This is a genomic window from Streptomyces sp. ISL-43 (assembly GCF_018614195.1).
In the GTDB taxonomy this organism is placed as follows: Bacteria; Actinomycetota; Actinomycetes; order Streptomycetales; family Streptomycetaceae; genus Streptomyces.
This window is the reverse complement of the sequence record NZ_JAGGOT010000080.1, coordinates 27,667-44,614: the sequence shown is the minus strand read 5'-3', so window position 1 is coordinate 44,614 and position 16,948 is coordinate 27,667. Positions and strand designations below refer to the sequence as shown.

The window sequence follows — 16,948 nt, the reverse complement described above, 5'->3', positions numbered from 1 at the left end:
GACGATCCCTAGAAACCGCCCGGGACCCCCGCCCCTCCGGTCATGTCACAGGGTGCGGAGTCCGGTGGTGAAGACCTGGTTCGCGACCTGCTCGCCGAGGGCGAGGCCGCCGGTGGCGTCCCACGGGTAGTGGCGACCTGGCCCCAGAAGGGGTCGATCGCCTCGCGGTCCTCGTCGCAGGAGACATCGGGCGTCCGGATGGCTCGTCGCGCGAGCTTGTAAAAACAGGGCAGGCGGGGAGAGCGGGTGCGGGGGTGTCATCCACCGCCGCGCGCTAATCCCGCGGGCGGGTTCGGAGGCGGCCTCGGGTGGCGAGCCGGTCCAGGCGTCGCTGCTCACGGTCCGCCCAGCGACGTACGCGGTCGGGGTCGAGGGGTGTGCCGTGGCCGACGTGGAGGCTCGTGGGGTTCAGGGCGAGCATCTCGCGCAGGCTGGCGAGGTTGCGGTGGGGGTCGTCGTGGAAAGGAGGGTTGGCCGGTCTTCCGGGGATGAGGCCCATGAAGGAGTTGGCGACGAGGTCGCCCGCGACGAGGTCCCCGTCGTCGGTGAGGACGGAGATGGAGCCTGCGGTGTGCCCCGGAGTGGGCATGACGCGGGCTGCGATACCGAAGTCCGTCAGGTCCGTCTCACCCTCGATCAGAACGTCCGGATCGAAGGGGTCCGCCTCCACGTGCAACTTCTTGTTCTTGGCCATGAGACGGCCCATGGGCCCGGTCGGGAAATACGGCTCACGGACCCGGCCGGTCCGGTAGGGGCCCAGGTCGGCGACGTGCCCGGCGATCCGGGCTCCGGTGAGCCGGTGCAGTTCCGCGGCCGAGCCGAAGTGGTCGATGTGGCCGTGGGTGATGACGATCAGCGCGAGGTCGGCGGGGTCGACGCCGTGCCGGGCCATGTGGTCGTGGATCGTACGGGCGCTGCCGGGGGTTCCGGCGTCGACGACGACGGGGCGGCTCCCCAGCAGCAGGTAGGCGTTGACGGCGTGCTTGCCGAGGACCGGTATCGGGATGATCTTCGTGCGGGACATGGTGTCTTCCCTCGCGTGTGAGGTGGATCCGGGCATGCTTCGCGGTCCGCTGGGCTCGGATGGGCTGCGGGCAGCGGAGGGTCAGGCCGGTAGGGGGCGGTGGCTCTGGCGGAAGCGGCGGCGGTACTCGGCCGGGGTGGTCCCCAGCCGGCGCCGGAAGCTGCGGTGCAGGGTCTTCACGGAGCCGAGGCCGCTGGCCGCGGCGACCTGCGGAAGGCTGCCGTCGGACTCTTCGAGCAGGCGGCGGGCGGCTTCCAGGCGCGTGGACTCGACGTAGGCGGCGGGTGTGGTGCCGGTGCGCTGCGCGAAGAGGCGGGAGAAGTGGCGTGCGCTGAGGTTGACGCGCTCGGCGAGCGCCTCGGCGGAGAGGTCCTCCTCCGGATGCTCGGTGATCCACTGGCACAGTTCGTCGATCCGGTCGCCGGTCGGCGCCTGCACGGAGAGCGGAACACTGAACTGGCTCTGTCCACCGGAGCGTTTGACGTACATGACCATCATGCGGGCCGTCGCGAGCGCGACGGCCTGGCCGTGGTCCTCGGCCACCATGGCCAGCGCCATGTCCATCCCCGACGTCACCCCGGCGCACGTCCACACCCGCCCGGACCGGATGAAGATCGGGTCCGGATCGACCGTGATCTCGGGGTGCGCGGCCGCCAGTTGGGCGGCGGTGAGCCAGTGTGTCGTGGCGGCCCTGCCGTCCAGCAGCCCGGCCGCGGCCAGGAGGTGCGCCCCGGCGCAGACCGATCCGGTGCGGCCCGCGCGGGGCACGGCCCCGCGCAGCCAGTCGGTGACCGTCGGGTCGACGACCGCTTCGGCGCCGCCGCCCTCCTGGTGGGTGACCGCGCCGGACACGAGCAGGGTGTCCACCCGTCCCCCCGCCTCGTCCACCTCGTCGAGCCGCAGGTCGGCCAGCAGCCGGATACCGCTGGAGGTGGTGACCGCGCCACCGTCGGCCGTCGCGATCTGCACCCGGTAGCCGGGTCGAGCGGAGCCGGCTACCCGGGAGGCGACCGAGAACACCTCGCCCGGGCCTGTGATGTCCAGGAGTTCCACGCCGGGGAAGGCGACGATGACAACGCGGTGCGGTGCGGGCATGTGACGATCTTTTCGCCCCACGTCCATGTCCGCAATGACGAGGTTGTCTCACATCCGGACACGCCGGTTCCGACATCGCTGACGGCGTCACGTCCCCCGGCGCAGCGCTAATACGGGTGCACCGATTGATCGGGTGGAGTGACACTGCTCCGATGAACTCCGCAACCGCCGCCCTGGCGGCGTACGAACAGGCTCTCCACCACGTCGCGGAGCAGTCGTCCGGAGGTCCTGTGGATCCGGCGGTGCGCGTGACCCTCAACTTCCATCCGGACCGCCTGGTGCGAGACAAGCCGATACTGGATGCCCTGGCTCAGGACGGCGTCTACCACTCGCAGTTCGTCACGGGGACGAGCAACGGCGGTTTGACCGCCCACGCCGGCGGCGACCGGTGGCGCTGGGAGAGTCGGATCTTCGGCGGGGCGTACGACGAGGCACCCGCGGATGAGCGACCGGTCTACGGGGCACTGAACTTCCGCCGCAAGCCGGTCGGCGGGGCGCCACGGTTCGGCTCCGCCCACTTCCGGCTGGCCGCCGAGACGCTGACAAGGACCACGTTCTGCTATCCCGACAGCTTCCTGGAGCCGACGGACTTCGGCGTCGCGGCCTGCATGCCGCTGATCGAGCTGGCCGAGGCCGACAGTCAGGACGCGCTCGACGACTACATCGAGGCGCAAGTGCACGGGCCGGTCCGGCTGCACCGCGACGTGGAGGCTGTGGTTCTGGACCCCTGCTATCGCGGCACGGCAGTGGAGGCCTCGGCCCGACGTCTTCCCTGCCCGGTCGAATGGCACCCTGGATTCAGCCTCGCCGTCGAGGAGCTCCGGCGCCACGCCTCCTACCGGGGGCAGGAGTACGTCGACCTGGGCGTGGAAATCGCGGCGGACGGGCGACTCGATCCGCGCGTCGTCGGCGACGCTGCCCGTGCCGGCGACCACGACGAACAAGCACTCAAGCGGGTGTGGCACTACGTGGCGCGCTTCGGAAGTGCCCTGCAGTACGGCGAGAACCCGGCGCGCTTGCGAGCAGGGCTGTCCGGGGCTGCTCCGACGCCGCGGTCACCCCGGTCAAGGTAGCGACGCGGCACCCGTGAGCAGCACTTACGGGACGACATGCGTGCCGTTTCCCGGCCACGCGAGCCGTCAGCGGTCAGCGTCAGCGGTCAGCGGTCCGGCGATCGAGCCCGCACCCAGGAGCGAGGGGCGTTCGCCGGGGCTCGCCCTGGGGTGGGTGCCCCCGCCGACGAGGGCACCCACAGCAGTCACATCCGGCCCGCACGGCGGAGCGGGTCTGGCCGGGACTCGGCGACCGGCCAGATGAATGGACGCACCCACGGCTGACGAGCATCGGAAGAATCGGTTCCGCTTTCGGTGTACCTCCATGCGTCGTGCCGGTGGGCCCGGATTCCAGCCGCGGCCCGTCGTATCCGCCGTGGCAGCTTCACCCGGCCCGCACCCACCGTGCGGGCGTCGGCTCGAACAGGCCCGGGAATGTCACCCCTTTCGGTCCCCGAGAGGCCTTTCCGCATCCCCCGCTTCCTCCAGGCCGCGAGCATGTCCCTGATTGCCCGGCCTGCGGAAGGAACCCCCGTGCCCGACACCTTCGCCCCCTCCCTCGCCACCGCATGGGACATCGCGGTGGACCGCCTCGCGCCCGGGGCCGACATCCTGGACGGCGTGTACCCGATGACCGTCACCGGTGGAGTGGTCCTGCCGGCCGTCGCCGACGACGGGGCCCGCGTGGCGTTGGAGACAGCCGACTGGAAACCCCGTCTTCTCACCCTTCTCCGCGAAGAGCTCGGCCGGGCACTGCCCGTCCCGGACATCGCGGGTGTCGTCGATCACCAGCAGCAGGAACGATCCTCCAGCAAGGTCCCGCGGTGAACAGCCGCGCCGGTCGCGGCTGCCCCAGGCCGTGGCGCGGGTGACCAGATGGCCGTGAAGACCGACCCGCACGGGGCGGAGTACGCCTCCTCCCGGCCGTCCGGCCCGGCCACGGGAGCCGGCCTCTCGCCGGTGGAGACGCCCATCTACGACGCGGTCGAGCGGCTGTGGCTCCAACAGGGGCGAGAAGTCCCGCGCAGCCCCGCCCCCTGGCCGGCTCACCATGACGTCGACCTTTTCCGCCGCGACTGACCCCGGCCGGGATCCGATGAAACGGTGCCGGGCGCCTGCCGGCAACGCCTTTCCGACGGCGGGGGTCGCGGCGCGAGTCGCGGCGCGAAGGACCGGAGCGGCCTGCGGGGTCCGGAGGGGCGGCGGGCCACCCGGGCTCAGCGCCTTCCCGCCCTGGGCGGCGCGGACTTCGTGGGCGTCACCTCGGCGGCCGGCCGCCAGGAGTGGCGTGGTGCCGGTCCGCCCGATCGCCGTCCTGGCAACATGGCGACATGGAACACGTGCTTGGAATCGGTGGATATTTCATGCGGGCCGCCGACCCGGCGGCCCTGAGCGCGTGGTATCGCGACTGTCTGGGCCTGGACGTCGATGAGAACGGCCTGTGGCATCAGGGAGCCGGGCCGACGGTGTTCGCCACGTTCGAGTCCGAGACCGACTACTTCGGGTCCCGCGCCCAGCAAGCCATGCTCAACTTCCGGGTCCGCGACCTGGATGCGATGCTCGCGCAATTGCGTGCCGAGGGAGCGGACGTGGCCAGTGAAACGCAGGACATGGAGGGTGTCGGCCGATTCGGCTGGGTCACCGATCCTGAGGGCAATCGGATCGAGCTGTGGCAGCCCGCCTGACCGCGGCGGGCGCTGGGCCAAGATCTGTTGGTGTTCGCCGGACCGACTGCCGGCGGGTTCGCCGTCCCGTGACGACCAGGCCTGCGCCCGCGCACCCGGGCCGCTACCGGGCGGGGCCGTTGCCGGGCACCCCGTCCGTGGGGCGCTTGTAGTAGCGCCAGGGGAAGGACCCCGCACCGACCTGCGTCCATCCTTCAGCCTTCATACGCCGGCGCTGGCCGCCGAAGGCCCGCCGGTGTTCCCAGGTCCGGTCGGAGGCTTCCACCACGAGGAAGAGCGGTCCGTAGTCCACCAGGTGCCAGCCGTCCCTCGCGGCCGCGTCGAGTTCGGCCATCTCGTTGAACGCGGTGACCGGGGTGATGACCCGGCGCGCCGGCGCGCCGTCCGCCTGGTCCGCCGCACCCGTCACGGAACCAGACTGCGGGGCAGGCGACTTGGCGGCGAACCGCTGCTGGGCTGCCTGCCGGCTGACTCCCAGAACCCCGCCCACGCTGTCCCAGCTGTGGCCCGCCGCCCTGGCTCCCTGGATGGCCTCCCGCAGGAGCCGGCTGGATTCCTCGGCCCCGACTCGGGCTGCGGCGACCAAGCGGAGGAAGCTCTCCGGGTCGCGCTCCAGCGATTCGGCGAGTCCTTCGGGAGCACCGAGTACGGCGCCCGCGACCTCTTCCCGGATGGCTGCGATCTCCTGCGGGCTGAGGAGTTCGGCGTCGCTCATCGCCCCTCTCCCCCCGGACCGCGGGAGGCGCCCAACGGCTCCAGCGCATCGAGCAGTTCCTCGTCGTGCACCCGTTGCGCCGGACCGGCCGGGGAGCCGCCGCGGGCGGGCTGGGGCCGCAGGGTGGCGAACAGTGCGCCCATCACCGCGATGAGGACGACGTCCGCACCGATGAGCGCGGCCGTGGCGCCCGCGCCGAGGTCGTCTTCGAGGGACATGGCCACGGCGATCAGGCTGATGGCGACGGCGAGCAGGCCCAGGGCGAGGGAGAGGGCGGAATGGGCGGCTCCCGGGGAGCCGGCCTCGGTCGGCGTGTCCTGCGTGGGGTTCATGGCGTCAAGGTTTCCTTGACATGATCCTTTTGTCAAGGAAACCTTGACGTTCGCCGGATGGGTCGCCCTTCACTCGCCCCACCAACCACCAACACCAACCGATGCCGGAGCCCTGCCTAGGCCACAGCATCCGCGCCGATGGCCTGCCGGTAGGCCACGTGTCCGCCCAGCGCCCCGCTCACGGCGACCGCCGTCAGGCCGGCGAGGGACCAGACCCGGCCCTTGACCGCATGGCCCCGTACCCTCGCCGCGAGGGAGAACGCGTAGCAGGCGATCACGGCCACGTTCGACACCGCGTGGGCCAATCCGACCCGAGCCTGCTGCGGTGGCAGATCCGCCCAGTCCAGCCAGCCGGCCACGGCCGCCGGACCGGCCCCCGCCAGTCCGACGGCCGTGAGCGTCGTGGCCGCCGGCCGCCCTCCGGGTACGAGGTCCATGACGCCGGCCGACAGCCAGCAGCCGATCGGCACCTGTACCAGCACGGGATGCAGCGGATGGCCCAGCGGCCTGCCGCGCAGAAGATCGCGTGCCCCGCCCAGTGGAAGGGCTCGAATGCCCCGCTGGAGGACGCGAACCGCCGGATCCGCGACCGTGGCCCGCTCGATGTGGTCCACGGCTTTCAGCCACCCGACGGCCGCCGTATCGAGGGGCGCGGGCAGGCCCGTCTCGATGGACCCGATCTGTGTGTTCATCCGAGTCACCGTCCCTCTGAAGCGGGTGCGGCTCTGGCGGCCCGCTCCACACGCTCCGGATCGGCGGGTGGCGCGGTCGAGCCGGTTCCCGTGCGCGACGGCACCCCGGGCGGTCGGCCGTGTTCGTCCACCATGGCGCCCGTATCGGGCAGTTCGGCAACGCGTCGCTCCGGTTCTCGGTCTTGTGCGCGTCCGTTGTCGTTCACGGTCGTCTCCTATGGTCACGCGGCGAGGGGCGTCCTGGATCGAGGTTTTCGGGCAGCGGGCATCACCGCTTCAGGGCCTGCTCCAGTGGAACCTGCCGCCGCCGACCCACCGGACCTCGCCCGGGTCGTCCAGGTCGTGGATCGTGATGCCGGCAGCCGCGGCGGTCAGGATCACGTCCGTCATGGATCTGGCGGTGCTGACGAACTCACCGTCGATCTCCACGATGCGGAACGGCGGGTCGCCGGGGTACACGCCCAGTACGGTGACCCGCGCCGCGGAGAGGTAGGGACTCGCGCTCTCGGTCATGCGAAGCTCGCCTCCACTGGCGTTCGCGCTCGGGCTTGACCCACCGGGCATCCACCGGATCCCTACTGCGCCTTCCCCGGTAGGCGCGGCTCATTCAGACGAGGACGAGCGCCTCGTCACGGCCGCGCACAGCCCGGGACGCGGGCGCAGCACGGTGCCGCGGCCCGTTTGGCATGGCGGGCCGGGGGAAGGCGCTACCGAGCGGAGTGTCCGCCCGAGGAGGAGCCGTGATCGCCGGCGACAACGAGATCAAACTGAAGGCCATCGCGGTACTGACGGGTATGCGCAGCGGTGTCGGCCCGGAGTACGTGTCCAGCCTGTGCGCCGAGGTGACACCCTCGACGTTCTGCGTCCCGGTGGGAGCCGGCCCGGAGGAGGTCGCCCGCGCGACGCTGGAGCAGCTGTCCGGCCCGTGGAGTGAACTGGTCAACGGCTTCATGCTGGCTTTCGAGGCGGTGGCCGACGCCTACGACTCGGAGGCCGGGCGGCAGGGCGCGGCGCAGGAGGTCCTCCAGCACGTCGCGCTCGAGCTGGCCGCCCAGCGCGAGTAGATCCAGCGAATGCATGCGGCGCGACGGGGATGCGGCGGCTGCCGGCCGCAGTCGGCCGCTTCCACTCCCGGAACCGCGCGGCGATCCGGGATCGACACCCGCGAGCGCCGGGAGCGGATCGGCGGAAGCTCGGTCGGCCCAGCCCTGAAGGCCGGCATCGAACAAAAAGAAAAGGCAAGGAGGTGAACCACTCCTTGCCACGCTCAAGGTATAGCGCACCGGGGGTCTTGCGGCAAGACCCGGGTCGTCCCGCAGAATCGGCGGCTGAAGCCAGGACCTGCGGATATGGGGATTCTTGATGATCGACGTGATCGTTGTCGGCGGTGGACCGACCGGGTTGATGCTGGCCGCCGAACTGCGTCTGCACGGTGTCCACGTGGTCGTGCTGGAGAAGTTGGCGGAGCCGACCGAGCAGTCCCGCGGGCGTGGCCTGCACGTGCGCAGCGTCGAGATGACGGACCAGCGCGGCTTGCTGGACCGGTTCCTCGCGGTCAGTGAGAAGTTCCAGGTCGGCGGCTTCTTCGGCGGCATCGCCAAGCCGTGGCCGGAGAAGTTGGACACCGCGCACCCGTACGGCCTGTCCACTCTGCAGCCCGTCACCGAAAGGCTGCTCAACGAGCGCGCCGTCGAACTCGGTGCCGAGATCCGGCGCGGCTGCGAAGTGGTCGGGCTGAGTCAGTACGAAGACGGGGACGGGGACGGGGTGACCGTCGCGCTGGCGGACGGAACACGGCTTCGCTCGCGCTACCTCGTCGGGTGCGACGGCGGCCGCAGCGTGGTGCGCAAGCGGCTCGGTGTCGGTTTCCCCGGTGAGCCCGCCAAGGTCGAGACGCTGCTCGGCGACATGGAGATGACCGAGTCGGCGGAGAAGGTCGCCGCCGTCGTGGCGGAAGTCCGCAAGACCCAACTGCGGTTCGGCACCATCCCCAACGGCGACGGCACGTACCGCATCATCGTGCCCGCCGACGGTGTGGCCGAGGACCGTACGGCCGCGCCGACCCTCGATGAGTTCAAGCGGCGGCTACGGGCCTTCGCGGGCACCGACTTCGGCGTGCACTCGCCGCGCTGGCTGTCCCGGGTCGGCGACGCCACCCGGCAGGCCGAGCGCTACCGGGTCGGCCGGGTGCTGCTGGCCGGCGACGCGGCGCACATCCACCCGCCGACCGGCGGGCAGGGGCTCAACCTCGGCGTACAGGACGCGTTCAACCTCGGCTGGAAGCTGGCCGCCGAGGTCAACGGCTGGGCGCCGGAGGGTCTGCTGGACAGTTACCACGCCGAACGGCACCCCGTGGGCGCCGCCGTACTGGACAACACCCGCGCGCAGATCACGCTGCTGGGGGCCGATCCGGGTGCGACCGCGCTGCGGGAGCTGTTCTCGAAGCTGATGGACTTCGAGGAGGTGAACCGGTACGTGACCGGTCTCATCACCGCGGTCGGGGTCCGCTACGACTTCGGCGAGGGCCACGAACTGCTCGGCAGGCGGATGCGGGACGTGGAGCTGAAGAGCGGGCGCCTCTACTCGCTGATGCACGACGGGCGCGGGCTCCTCCTCGACCGGACCGGCCGGCTGTCGGTGGCGGGCTGGGCGGACCGGGTCGACCACGTCGTCGACGTCAGCGAGGAACTGGACGTGCCCGCGGTGCTGCTGCGGCCGGACGGCCACGTGGCGTGGGTCGGTGAAGATCAGCGGGATCTGCTCGAGCACCTGCCGAAGTGGTTCGGTGCCGCCGCCGGCTGAGCGCGCCGCTGTGACCGGCGGGCGTCGGTGTGAGGTGCGGTCCCCCGGGCCCGTCGGCGCACCCGTTCGTTGGAATGCGGGGCCTCGGGGCGGGTAGGCGTCCGGGTGGCCGAGGAGGATTCCATGACTGCCGCAGCGAGCCGGAGAGCCGACACGGACCGTGACGCAGGCGAACCGACCGGAGTGCCCCTCCGGTTCGTCGGGCCGAGCGCCTGTGCCGAGCCAAGTGTCGAAGAGGGGCCTCCGGAAAGCGCCCGTGAGCGCGTGAACCGGCGGTGGGCCGAAATCCTGCAGGAGACCCGCGTCGCCCAGACGGGCGTGCAGATCCTCTTCGGATTCCTCCTCAGCATCGCCTTCACCTCTCCGTTCCAGGGACTGACGACGTTCGACCGCGTCCTGTACGTGATCACGGTCGTGCTCGCCGCGTCCTCGACCGCCGCCCTGATCGCGCCGGTGTCCATCCACCGCTGTCTGTCCGGTCTGCGGATGAAGGACGACGTCGTCGAGGCCGCGGGCCGCATGATGGCCTGCGGCCTCGTACTTCTCGCCTTGACCATCGCCTGCACCCTCCTCCTCATCCTGAACGTCGTCCTCCCCCAGCCCCTCGCACAGGTCATCGTCGCCACCGTCATGGTCTGGTTCGCCCTGTGCTGGTACGTCCTCCCCCTGAGGCTGCGCCGCAGGGCAGCCCGCCGCATCTGACGCCTCGCGACCAGGAAACCGTCATGGACCCGCCGCCTCTGGCCCCTCGTCTTCTGCTCGTCACGTGCTTGCTGGCCTGCCTGGTGCTGCTGACCCTCGCCGTCGCCACCAGCTCCCCCGCGTGGATCACCGCCTTCGCCCTCGCGTGGCCGGCCACCCTGCTCCTCGCCGCCGTGATGCTGCGCCGCTGGTACCGCCGACGGCTCCGATGAACGGAACCCGGATCCGCTCGGCGTGCGTCAGGTTCTCGCGCGCGTGGTGGACTGGACGACGCGCAGCGCGGCCATCGTCGCGTCCTCCGCGAGCGGTGCGGCCGGCCGGTCCTCGCCCGTGAGCGTCCAACCGCACAGGGCGGCCCAGGCCAGGGCGGCCGAGGCCGCCTTGGCGCGCTGGGCCCGGCCGGGCACGAGGCCGCCGAAGAGGAGCGCGTCCCAGAGACCGGCCGCGGTCCGGCAGACGACCGCCGTACGCTGCGGCGTGCCGCCCGAGGCGGTGGCCATCAGAGCGCCGATGGCCGCGTCCCTGATTCCCAGGGTGCGGACCAGCAGCGCGGAGGAGGCCTGCTCGGGCAGGCCGCGCGGGCGGGCCGGCCGGGGCCGGCAGGCGACCGCCACGCCGTGAACGAGGGTGGCCACGCCCAAGGTCCTCGCCGCCGTGGTGTGCATGGGGATCCCTCCGTCCGGGAGCCGCGCCCCTACCGGCCGGAGCGCGGATCTGTAAGGCGCCTACCCCGCGTGCGGGCACCGAACCCGTTGCGCGGACGGTCGGGGCCCGACCGGCTCACGGGGCAACCGGACGCCGCCAGGACACGGTCTACGGGGGCACACCGGGCGTGACGGGCGCCGCCGGCGGTCGTCCTCCAGGTGGGAGCCGGCCATCGGGCCCATGCGGAGCATGCCTCCGTCGACCGCCCAGGAGGCGTCGGTGACGTACGAGGCCCCCTCCCCGGCGAGGAATCCGATGACGGCGGCCACCCCGCGGGCGTCCCCGGGCCGGCCCAGCGGGACGCCCGGCCGGGAGACGCGGCGAACGTCACGGTCCTCCTGGCCGGCCAGGTCGAGGCGGGCCACGGCTGCCTTCCGCCCGTGGGGGGCGGGCGCTCCTTGGGACCGGGCGCCGGAGTGTCCGTCCACGGTGGATGCCTCCTACAGGTGGCTGCCGCTCCCGTGGGGCCGCGTCCGGTGGGCGTGCAGAGCGGTCCGGGCGGGGACGGGTAGCCGGCGGACCAGCTGCTCCTGTGCCCTGGTGCGCCAGGAGCCGGCCACCTTCCTGGACCGGCCGGCCATGAGCGCGCGGTACCCCTGGTGCGCGACGAGCGAGGGATCGTCCTTCTTCGACCGCCCGACGCGGGTGTCGAGCAGGCCCGCCCGGACGAAGAACCGCGTGTCGGTCGCGCCGGGCATCAGGGCGGTGACCGTCACGCCGGTGTCCCGCAGCTCGCCGTGCACGGCCTGGGCGAAGGACTGGAGGAAGGCCTTCGAGGCGTTGTAGACGGCGTTGTAGGGGCCTGGCGTCTCGGCGGCGACCGACGAGGTGATCAGCACTCGGCCCTCACCTCGCTCGGCCATGTCCACCAGCAGGCGCCTGGCCACGTGCACCGTCGAGGAGACGTTGACGTCGATCACCCGGGCCAGGTCCGCCAGATCCGTCTCCAGGAAGGCGCCGGCCCGGCCGATGCCCGCGTTGAGGACTGCGATGCCCACGGGACGCCCGTCGGCGCGCAGCGCGCCCATCAGAGCCTCGACGCCGTCGTACGTGGCGAGATCGGTGGTCACGGCGTGCACGGCTCCACCGTGCACGCGGAGCAGGTCCGCGGCGTCGTGGAGGAGGTCGTTCTCGGCTGCGATCACGAGGTCGTATCCATGGCGCGCGCATTCACCCGCGAGTTCGAAGCCGATGCCGCTGGAGGCTCCGGTGACGACGGCCAAGGGGCGTGGAGTGTCCATGAGCTGCGGCTACCCGCCCGGAGACCTCGCACACCCCCTCACGCTCCCGGACCCGGGCAGGGGCACGGTCACGCACCGGCCAGGAGCGAGGAGGAGGCGTAGGCCCGGTCGGCGGCCAGCGGCGCGGTGTCCATGCCCGCTCCGCCCCGCAGTCCGGCGAGGAACTCCTCGAAGGCCTCCACCGACGTGCGGTGCGGCTCCCACGCGAGTTCCTCCCGCGCGCGGGTGCAGTCCAGCAGCGGCAGGCGCAGGACGGCGTCGAAGAGGTCCGGGGAGGCGGGCACCAGGTGGAGCCGCCACGCCGCGGCGAGGGCCGCCCGTACCGGACCGGCGGGCATCGGCAGGCTCCGCGCGTCGAAGACCCGGGCCAGGACTCCTGCGTCCAGGGGCGGTTCGGCCGCCAGGTTGAAGGGACCGCGCACCGGAAGGGTGACGGCCGCCCGGTAGGCGGCGGCCGCGTCGTCGGTGTGCAGGGCCTGGAAGCGCAGCCCCGGCAGGTCGGGCACGACGGGGATGAGGTCGGGCCGTACGAGGCGCCCCGGCAGCAGCCGTCCGGCGAAGATCCGGCGCTGCTCGGAGGCCGACTCCCGCTTGAAGAGGAAGGCCGGGCGCATTCGGACGACGCGGATGTCGGGGTGGGCCCGTTCGTAGGCGTCGAGTACCCGTTCGAGATAGGCCTTCTCCCGCGTGTACGCGGCCTGCGGCCAGCCGTGGGTCGGCCAGGACTCGTCGACCGCCCGGTCCTTGGGGCCGGGTGAGTACGCTCCGACCGAGGAGGCATGGATGAGGGCGGGCACGCCCGCGGCGACCACGGCGTCGAAGACGCGGATGCTGCCGAGGACGTTGGTGCGCCAGGTCTCGTCCGGATGGTGGGTGGGCTGGAACTTCCAGGCGAGGTGGATGACGGCGTCCGCGCCGGTGAAGAGCGGCACGAGGTCGCCGCCGCCCGGCTCGATGTCGACCGCCTGCCAGTGGGTCTTCGGCGGCCGCCAGCCGGGCACGCGCCGGGCCAGGCCGAGCACGGAGGCCACGGAGGCGTCTTCGGACAGGGCCTGCACCACGCTGGTGCCCACGTTGCCGGTGGCTCCGACGACCACGACGCGCGTGGCGCCTTCCGCCTGCCCGGCCGCTGGGTGCGGTGTCATCTGCTCGGCTCCTTCCGTCAGGGTGCCGCGGCCGGGTCAGTGGCCGAGCTCGCGCTTCAGTTCGGCCTTGTCCATGGAGGAGCGGCCGTGCAGGTTGCGGCGCTTGGCCTCCGCGTACAGCTGGTCGTACGTCGGGCCCTCGGAGCCGCTGTGGGAGCGCTGTCCGCCCCGCTTGGATGAGGACATGTCCTCGATCGAGCTCTTGCTCGCCGTCTTCGACTCGCCCGAGCGGGCCCGTTCCTTGTTCACCGTCCGCGCCGCGATTTCCTTGGCGCGCCCGGCGCTCTCGCCGCGCTTCTCGGCACTCTCCTTGATGTGTTCGTACTGGCGTTCACGCTTGGGGCTGGAACCGCGAGGCATGCTGGCTCCCTGGCTCGTATCGATGCCGACACGGCGAAGCCGCTGCGCGGTGCGCGCGAGACGGGTCGTCCCTCGGCGGGTTGCGCCTACCCGCTCGACCCGGCCGCATTCCTCACCGCATTCGCGGCGCCGTCAGGCGGGACCGGTCGCGGATGGCCGTACGGGAGCGGGGCCCTCGGAAGCGGACGCGGGGAGGCGGTGGGCGGCCACCGCCTCCTCGGCCGCGAGGAGGGCGCCGTGGGCACTGTTCGCGCCCATCAGGACGCACAGCGTGTACGTGGCGCTGTCGAGTTCGGCGCGCAGGGCGGGATCGTCGGGTGCGGCCAGAGTACGGCGGCGCGCGGCGCGCAGGTGGTTCAGGTGCTGGCGCAACACGAAGGGGGCCGGCAGCATGCCGGCGGGCGCGGGCTCCAGGGCGGACGAGGGGGTCCGGGCGTGGGCGATCACCGTGCGCAGGGCCCGTTCGAGCACCGGGTCGGCCCCGGCCTCCCCGGGGTGGGCGCGCGTGGCGATGGCCGTCCGCGCCATGAGCTGGGGCGTGGCGCCCGCCGCCCGGGCCGCGTCGGCGAGGATGCGGCGGGCGGTTTCGGACGTACAGGGCACCAGTGCCATCAGGATCCCGATCGCGGGGCCCAGTGTGTCCCGGGCCGGCGCGACGTCGGCTTCGACGTCGGCTTCGACGTCGGCTTCGACATCGGCGTCGGCTTCCGGTACCGCGTCCGGCACGGCCGGGGGGCGGTGGGGTGATGGGGTCTGATTCATCCGACCGCTCCTCGGGCTCCGCTATGGGTGAAGCCGCTGTCTAACATCCCCCTGCCCGGTTGGAGCGCGTACACGCGGCAGCCAGGTCGACGGGTCCCACAATCTGAGGCGCACGGCCCCCCGCCGTTGACCCTCCCGGCTGACGTCGCGGGTCAGGAACCGCTTGTGAGGTCCTCGTCCTCTTCCTCGATGAGGTGTACGGCGGCCTCCTCCGCCGATGCGGCTCCTCCGTTCACGCCCACGTCGCGGGCACGGACGGAGAGGGGGTGTCCGGGAGCGGTTTCCCCGGACGGGGCCAGCCGTCCGGCCCGTACCGGACCGGCTTGGGCGGCTCCTCCCGTTTCGTCGGCGGCATCGTCCCAGGTTCGCTCCTCGGCATCGACGTCGACGTCGATGTCGGGAACCTCGCGGGCGAGGCGCCGCTCGAGACTCTCACCGACGTGCCGCTCCTCCGCGGTGGTGCCGTGGTCGTTGACCGCGTAGGGCCTCTCGGGCGGCGAGTACCCCGTGTCCAGGTTCTCGTCGAGACCGGGTTCGTCCAGGGCGTTCTCCATGTCGGGCTGCGCATCGGCCGGGTCGTCCGGGTCGAGCGGCTGGTAGACGTCGTCGCCGTACGGTGTGGTCCTGCTCATGACTTCTTCCTCCTTCTCGATCAGAGGGCCGGCACGATGGCGAAGCCGCTGCGCGGCCGCGTCGGGATGCGGTCGAGCGGGATGGTGAGGTCCTGCTCGGGGACGTCGAGGTCGAGGCCCGCCAGAGCGGTGGCGAGTTCGCTCAGGACCGCCATCGAGATGTCCTCGCCGGGGCACCGGTGGCCGGTCCGGGCGTCACCGCCGCCCTGCGGGATGAGGTCGCCGGGCGTGGTCGTGGCGCCGAGGAAGCGGTGCGGGTCGAAGCGGTAGGGGTCGGGCCACAGCGCGGGGTCGTGGTGGTGTCCGTAGACGTCGAGGACGACGAGCGTCCCCTCCCGGATCGTCTCGCCGTGGAAGACCGCGTCGCGCGGGGCGAGACCGGCCACGAAGGGAACGAAGGGGTAGAAGCGACGCACTTCGTGGGCGAAGGCCCTGGCGTACGGGCCGGTGTCCGCCCGGAGTTCGTCGCGCCGCCGCGGATCGCGGTGGAGGGCGTGCGCGGCGAACACCGCGAACCAGGCGATGGCGACGGTCGGGCGGATGATGTTGAGCAGCTCGACGGCCGCGGTGCGGGAATCGAGGAGTCTCCCGCCCGCATCCCGGTGCCAGGCCACCGTCTCCAGAGCCCTGCGGTTCCCCGCGCTGTCGTCGGCGCGGGCAGCCGCGTCCAGGTGGACGACTCCCCCGCGTACCTCCTCGATGACGCGGGCCAGCGACCTCTCCTGCCGGCGCCGCGCGCCGCGCGCCCTCCAGTGGCGCGGGCCGGGGGTAGCGAATCCGTCCACCATGGCCAGGCAGTCGTCGGCGAGCTCGAGGGTCTGCGCCTGGGAGACGGGCAGGCCCGTCCAGTCACAGACCGCCCGGGCCAGAACGCGGGCCGTCTCCTCGAAGAGGACCACCTCGTGCCCCGCCCAGCTCTCGACGGCCCGGCTCCAGTGGCGGCGTACCCGGGCGAGCAGCGCTTCGACGCCCCGGTCGGCCATCAGCAGGGTGACGAACATGTCCTTGCGGACGCGGTGGGCGTCACCGTCGAGGGTGTGCACGGCGCCCCGGCCGAACAGGGTGTCCAGGACGGGTGTCGGAAGCGCTCCGTGCCGTACCACGTGACGCTCGTCGTAGAAGAACTCCACAGCTTCGGGCCCGTGCAGCACGACGGCCCTGCGGCCGGCGAGCCGCGTGCGCACGACGGTGGCACCGCCGCGGCGTCTACGCAGGTCGGGGAGCCATCCGTAGCCCTGGACCAGCAGCGGAACCGTGCTGTCGATCATTCGAAGCATGTCCAGCGCCTACCCGGGCTCGTCCCTCGCATTCCTCGGCGGGGCTCACGCGGCGGGCACGTCGGAGAACGGGCTGTCACCGAGTGCTGCCAGGAGATCTGCCGGGTCCCCGTAGACGGCGGCCGCTCCCGCCTCCTCCAGGTCGTAGCGGGGAATTCCGCCGCACAGGAGGCCGACTCCGGCGACGCCGGCCCGGACGGCGGCCTTCATGTCCCAGACGGTGTCGCCGACGAACACCGCTCGCTCGGGCGGTACCCGCGCCAGTTCGAGGGCGTGGTGCACGGGGTCCGGCGCGGGCTTGCCCTCCTCCACGTCGTCGGAGGTCGCCGTGTCGGTGATGGCGTCGTCGGCGTCGATGGCCCGGCGCAGGGCGCCCAGTTCGCTGTCCTTGGCGGAGGTGACGAGCAGGACCTTCCACCCGGCCCCCGCGAGGGTGCGCAGGAGGTCGGCGGCCGCCTCCAGGGCGGGGAGCCGGTCGAAGTAGGTGGCGTACAGGGTGTCGTGGGCGCCGCTGAGCCGGTCGTCGTCGCCGTGGTCGCGGTCCTCGCCGAGGAGGTGGTCGAGGAGGTCTTCGCCGGGCAGTCCGATCGCCCGGTGGATGGCGTGCATGGGGACCCGGTGGCCGCACTGGCGCAGCGCTTCCCACCAGGCCGTCACGTGGAGGTGGTTGGTGTCCGTGAGGGTGCCGTCGACGTCGAAGAGGGCAGCGCGGTTCATGGCGGCGGTC

22 protein-coding genes and 1 pseudogene are annotated in these 16,948 nt (G+C 72.3%); 8 read left to right on the top strand and 15 right to left on the bottom strand.

Features of this window, described 5'->3' with window-relative positions:
• Positions 1-274: 274 nt before the first annotated feature.
• Both J7F03_RS36120 and J7F03_RS36115 read right to left on the bottom strand, forming a co-directional pair.
• On the bottom strand, positions 275-1,024 hold the full coding sequence (locus tag J7F03_RS36120) for an MBL fold metallo-hydrolase (protein WP_214957088.1): 750 nt from the start codon (positions 1,022-1,024) through the stop codon (positions 275-277).
• An 81-nt stretch (positions 1,025-1,105) separates the two neighbouring features.
• A complete protein-coding gene (locus J7F03_RS36115) occupies positions 1,106-2,119 on the bottom strand; it encodes a GlxA family transcriptional regulator (RefSeq protein WP_214957086.1) in 1,014 nt (337 codons plus the stop codon).
• Positions 2,120-2,271: 152 nt separating this feature from the next.
• Here J7F03_RS36115 and J7F03_RS36110 point away from each other — a divergent pair, with 152 nt between their 5' ends.
• The 4 genes from J7F03_RS36110 to J7F03_RS36095 all read left to right on the top strand — a co-directional run bounded on the left by J7F03_RS36110 (position 2,272) and on the right by J7F03_RS36095 (position 4,856).
• A complete protein-coding gene (locus J7F03_RS36110) occupies positions 2,272-3,192 on the top strand; it encodes a DUF3626 domain-containing protein (protein WP_214957084.1) in 921 nt (306 codons plus the stop codon).
• Positions 3,193-3,705: 513 nt separating this feature from the next.
• On the top strand, positions 3,706-3,999 hold the full coding sequence (locus tag J7F03_RS36105) for a hypothetical protein (RefSeq protein ID WP_214957082.1): 294 nt from the start codon (positions 3,706-3,708) through the stop codon (positions 3,997-3,999).
• Positions 4,000-4,047: 48 nt separating this feature from the next.
• A complete protein-coding gene (locus tag J7F03_RS36100) occupies positions 4,048-4,251 on the top strand; it encodes a hypothetical protein (protein WP_214957080.1) in 204 nt (67 codons plus the stop codon).
• A gap of 251 nt (positions 4,252-4,502) precedes the next feature.
• A complete protein-coding gene (locus J7F03_RS36095; protein WP_214957078.1) occupies positions 4,503-4,856 on the top strand; it encodes a VOC family protein in 354 nt (117 codons plus the stop codon).
• Between the two features lie 103 nt (positions 4,857-4,959).
• Here J7F03_RS36095 and J7F03_RS36090 read toward each other — a convergent pair whose 3' ends face one another.
• The 4 genes from J7F03_RS36090 to J7F03_RS36075 all read right to left on the bottom strand — a co-directional run bounded on the left by J7F03_RS36090 (position 4,960) and on the right by J7F03_RS36075 (position 7,108).
• A complete protein-coding gene (locus J7F03_RS36090) occupies positions 4,960-5,571 on the bottom strand; it encodes a hypothetical protein (RefSeq protein WP_214957076.1) in 612 nt (203 codons plus the stop codon).
• Positions 5,568-5,903: a hypothetical protein gene (locus tag J7F03_RS36085; protein ID WP_214957074.1), complete on the bottom strand. Its 336-nt coding sequence runs from the start codon at positions 5,901-5,903 to the stop codon at positions 5,568-5,570. Before J7F03_RS36085 ends, J7F03_RS36090 begins: the two co-directional genes overlap by 4 nt.
• A gap of 116 nt (positions 5,904-6,019) precedes the next feature.
• Positions 6,020-6,595, bottom strand: coding sequence for a DUF2231 domain-containing protein (locus J7F03_RS36080; RefSeq protein ID WP_214957073.1), 576 nt, complete (start codon positions 6,593-6,595; stop codon positions 6,020-6,022).
• Between the two features lie 276 nt (positions 6,596-6,871).
• On the bottom strand, positions 6,872-7,108 hold the full coding sequence (locus J7F03_RS36075) for a hypothetical protein (protein WP_214957072.1): 237 nt from the start codon (positions 7,106-7,108) through the stop codon (positions 6,872-6,874).
• Between the two features lie 227 nt (positions 7,109-7,335).
• On the opposite strand from J7F03_RS36075, the gene J7F03_RS36070 reads away from it, so the two are divergent.
• The 4 genes from J7F03_RS36070 to J7F03_RS36055 all read left to right on the top strand — a co-directional run bounded on the left by J7F03_RS36070 (position 7,336) and on the right by J7F03_RS36055 (position 10,311).
• Positions 7,336-7,659 carry a hypothetical protein gene (locus J7F03_RS36070; protein WP_214957071.1) on the top strand — a complete coding sequence of 108 codons (324 nt, stop codon included), beginning with the start codon at positions 7,336-7,338 and terminating at the stop codon, positions 7,657-7,659.
• A gap of 298 nt (positions 7,660-7,957) precedes the next feature.
• Positions 7,958-9,397 carry a rifampin monooxygenase gene (rox, locus tag J7F03_RS36065; protein ID WP_214957070.1) on the top strand — a complete coding sequence of 480 codons (1,440 nt, stop codon included), beginning with the start codon at positions 7,958-7,960 and terminating at the stop codon, positions 9,395-9,397.
• Positions 9,398-9,520: 123 nt separating this feature from the next.
• Positions 9,521-10,099: a DUF6328 family protein gene (locus J7F03_RS36060; protein ID WP_374104442.1), complete on the top strand. Its 579-nt coding sequence runs from the start codon at positions 9,521-9,523 to the stop codon at positions 10,097-10,099.
• Between the two features lie 23 nt (positions 10,100-10,122).
• Positions 10,123-10,311, top strand: a complete 189-nt coding sequence (locus J7F03_RS36055) for a hypothetical protein (RefSeq protein ID WP_214957069.1) — start codon at positions 10,123-10,125, stop codon at positions 10,309-10,311.
• Between the two features lie 27 nt (positions 10,312-10,338).
• On the opposite strand, the gene J7F03_RS36050 is transcribed toward J7F03_RS36055, so the two are convergent.
• The 9 genes and pseudogenes from J7F03_RS36050 to J7F03_RS36015 all read right to left on the bottom strand — a co-directional run bounded on the left by J7F03_RS36050 (position 10,339) and on the right by J7F03_RS36015 (position 16,938).
• Positions 10,339-10,734, bottom strand: a complete 396-nt coding sequence (locus J7F03_RS36050) for a hypothetical protein (protein WP_214957068.1) — start codon at positions 10,732-10,734, stop codon at positions 10,339-10,341.
• 201 nt (positions 10,735-10,935) lie between these two features.
• Positions 10,936-11,154, bottom strand: a pseudogene (locus J7F03_RS41635) (SDR family oxidoreductase); the annotation flags it as partial.
• A 90-nt stretch (positions 11,155-11,244) separates the two neighbouring features.
• Positions 11,245-12,045, bottom strand: a complete 801-nt coding sequence (locus tag J7F03_RS36045) for an SDR family oxidoreductase (RefSeq protein WP_214957067.1) — start codon at positions 12,043-12,045, stop codon at positions 11,245-11,247.
• Positions 12,046-12,113: 68 nt separating this feature from the next.
• A complete protein-coding gene (locus tag J7F03_RS36040) occupies positions 12,114-13,190 on the bottom strand; it encodes an NAD-dependent epimerase/dehydratase family protein (RefSeq protein ID WP_214957066.1) in 1,077 nt (358 codons plus the stop codon).
• Between the two features lie 36 nt (positions 13,191-13,226).
• Entirely contained in the window at positions 13,227-13,550 is a 324-nt protein-coding gene (locus J7F03_RS36035; RefSeq protein ID WP_214957065.1) for a plasmid stabilization protein, read from the bottom strand.
• 132 nt (positions 13,551-13,682) lie between these two features.
• Positions 13,683-14,312 carry a DUF5133 domain-containing protein gene (locus tag J7F03_RS36030; RefSeq protein ID WP_214957064.1) on the bottom strand — a complete coding sequence of 210 codons (630 nt, stop codon included), beginning with the start codon at positions 14,310-14,312 and terminating at the stop codon, positions 13,683-13,685.
• A 152-nt stretch (positions 14,313-14,464) separates the two neighbouring features.
• Complete coding sequence (locus J7F03_RS36025; RefSeq protein ID WP_214957063.1) at positions 14,465-14,944, bottom strand: DUF5709 domain-containing protein; 480 nt, start codon at positions 14,942-14,944, stop codon at positions 14,465-14,467.
• A 20-nt stretch (positions 14,945-14,964) separates the two neighbouring features.
• On the bottom strand, positions 14,965-16,212 hold the full coding sequence (locus J7F03_RS36020; RefSeq protein WP_214957096.1) for a cytochrome P450: 1,248 nt from the start codon (positions 16,210-16,212) through the stop codon (positions 14,965-14,967).
• Between the two features lie 54 nt (positions 16,213-16,266).
• Positions 16,267-16,938 (bottom strand): HAD family hydrolase, encoded by a 672-nt coding sequence (locus tag J7F03_RS36015; RefSeq protein ID WP_214957061.1) that lies wholly within the window; start codon positions 16,936-16,938, stop codon positions 16,267-16,269.
• Positions 16,939-16,948 lie beyond the last annotated feature (10 nt).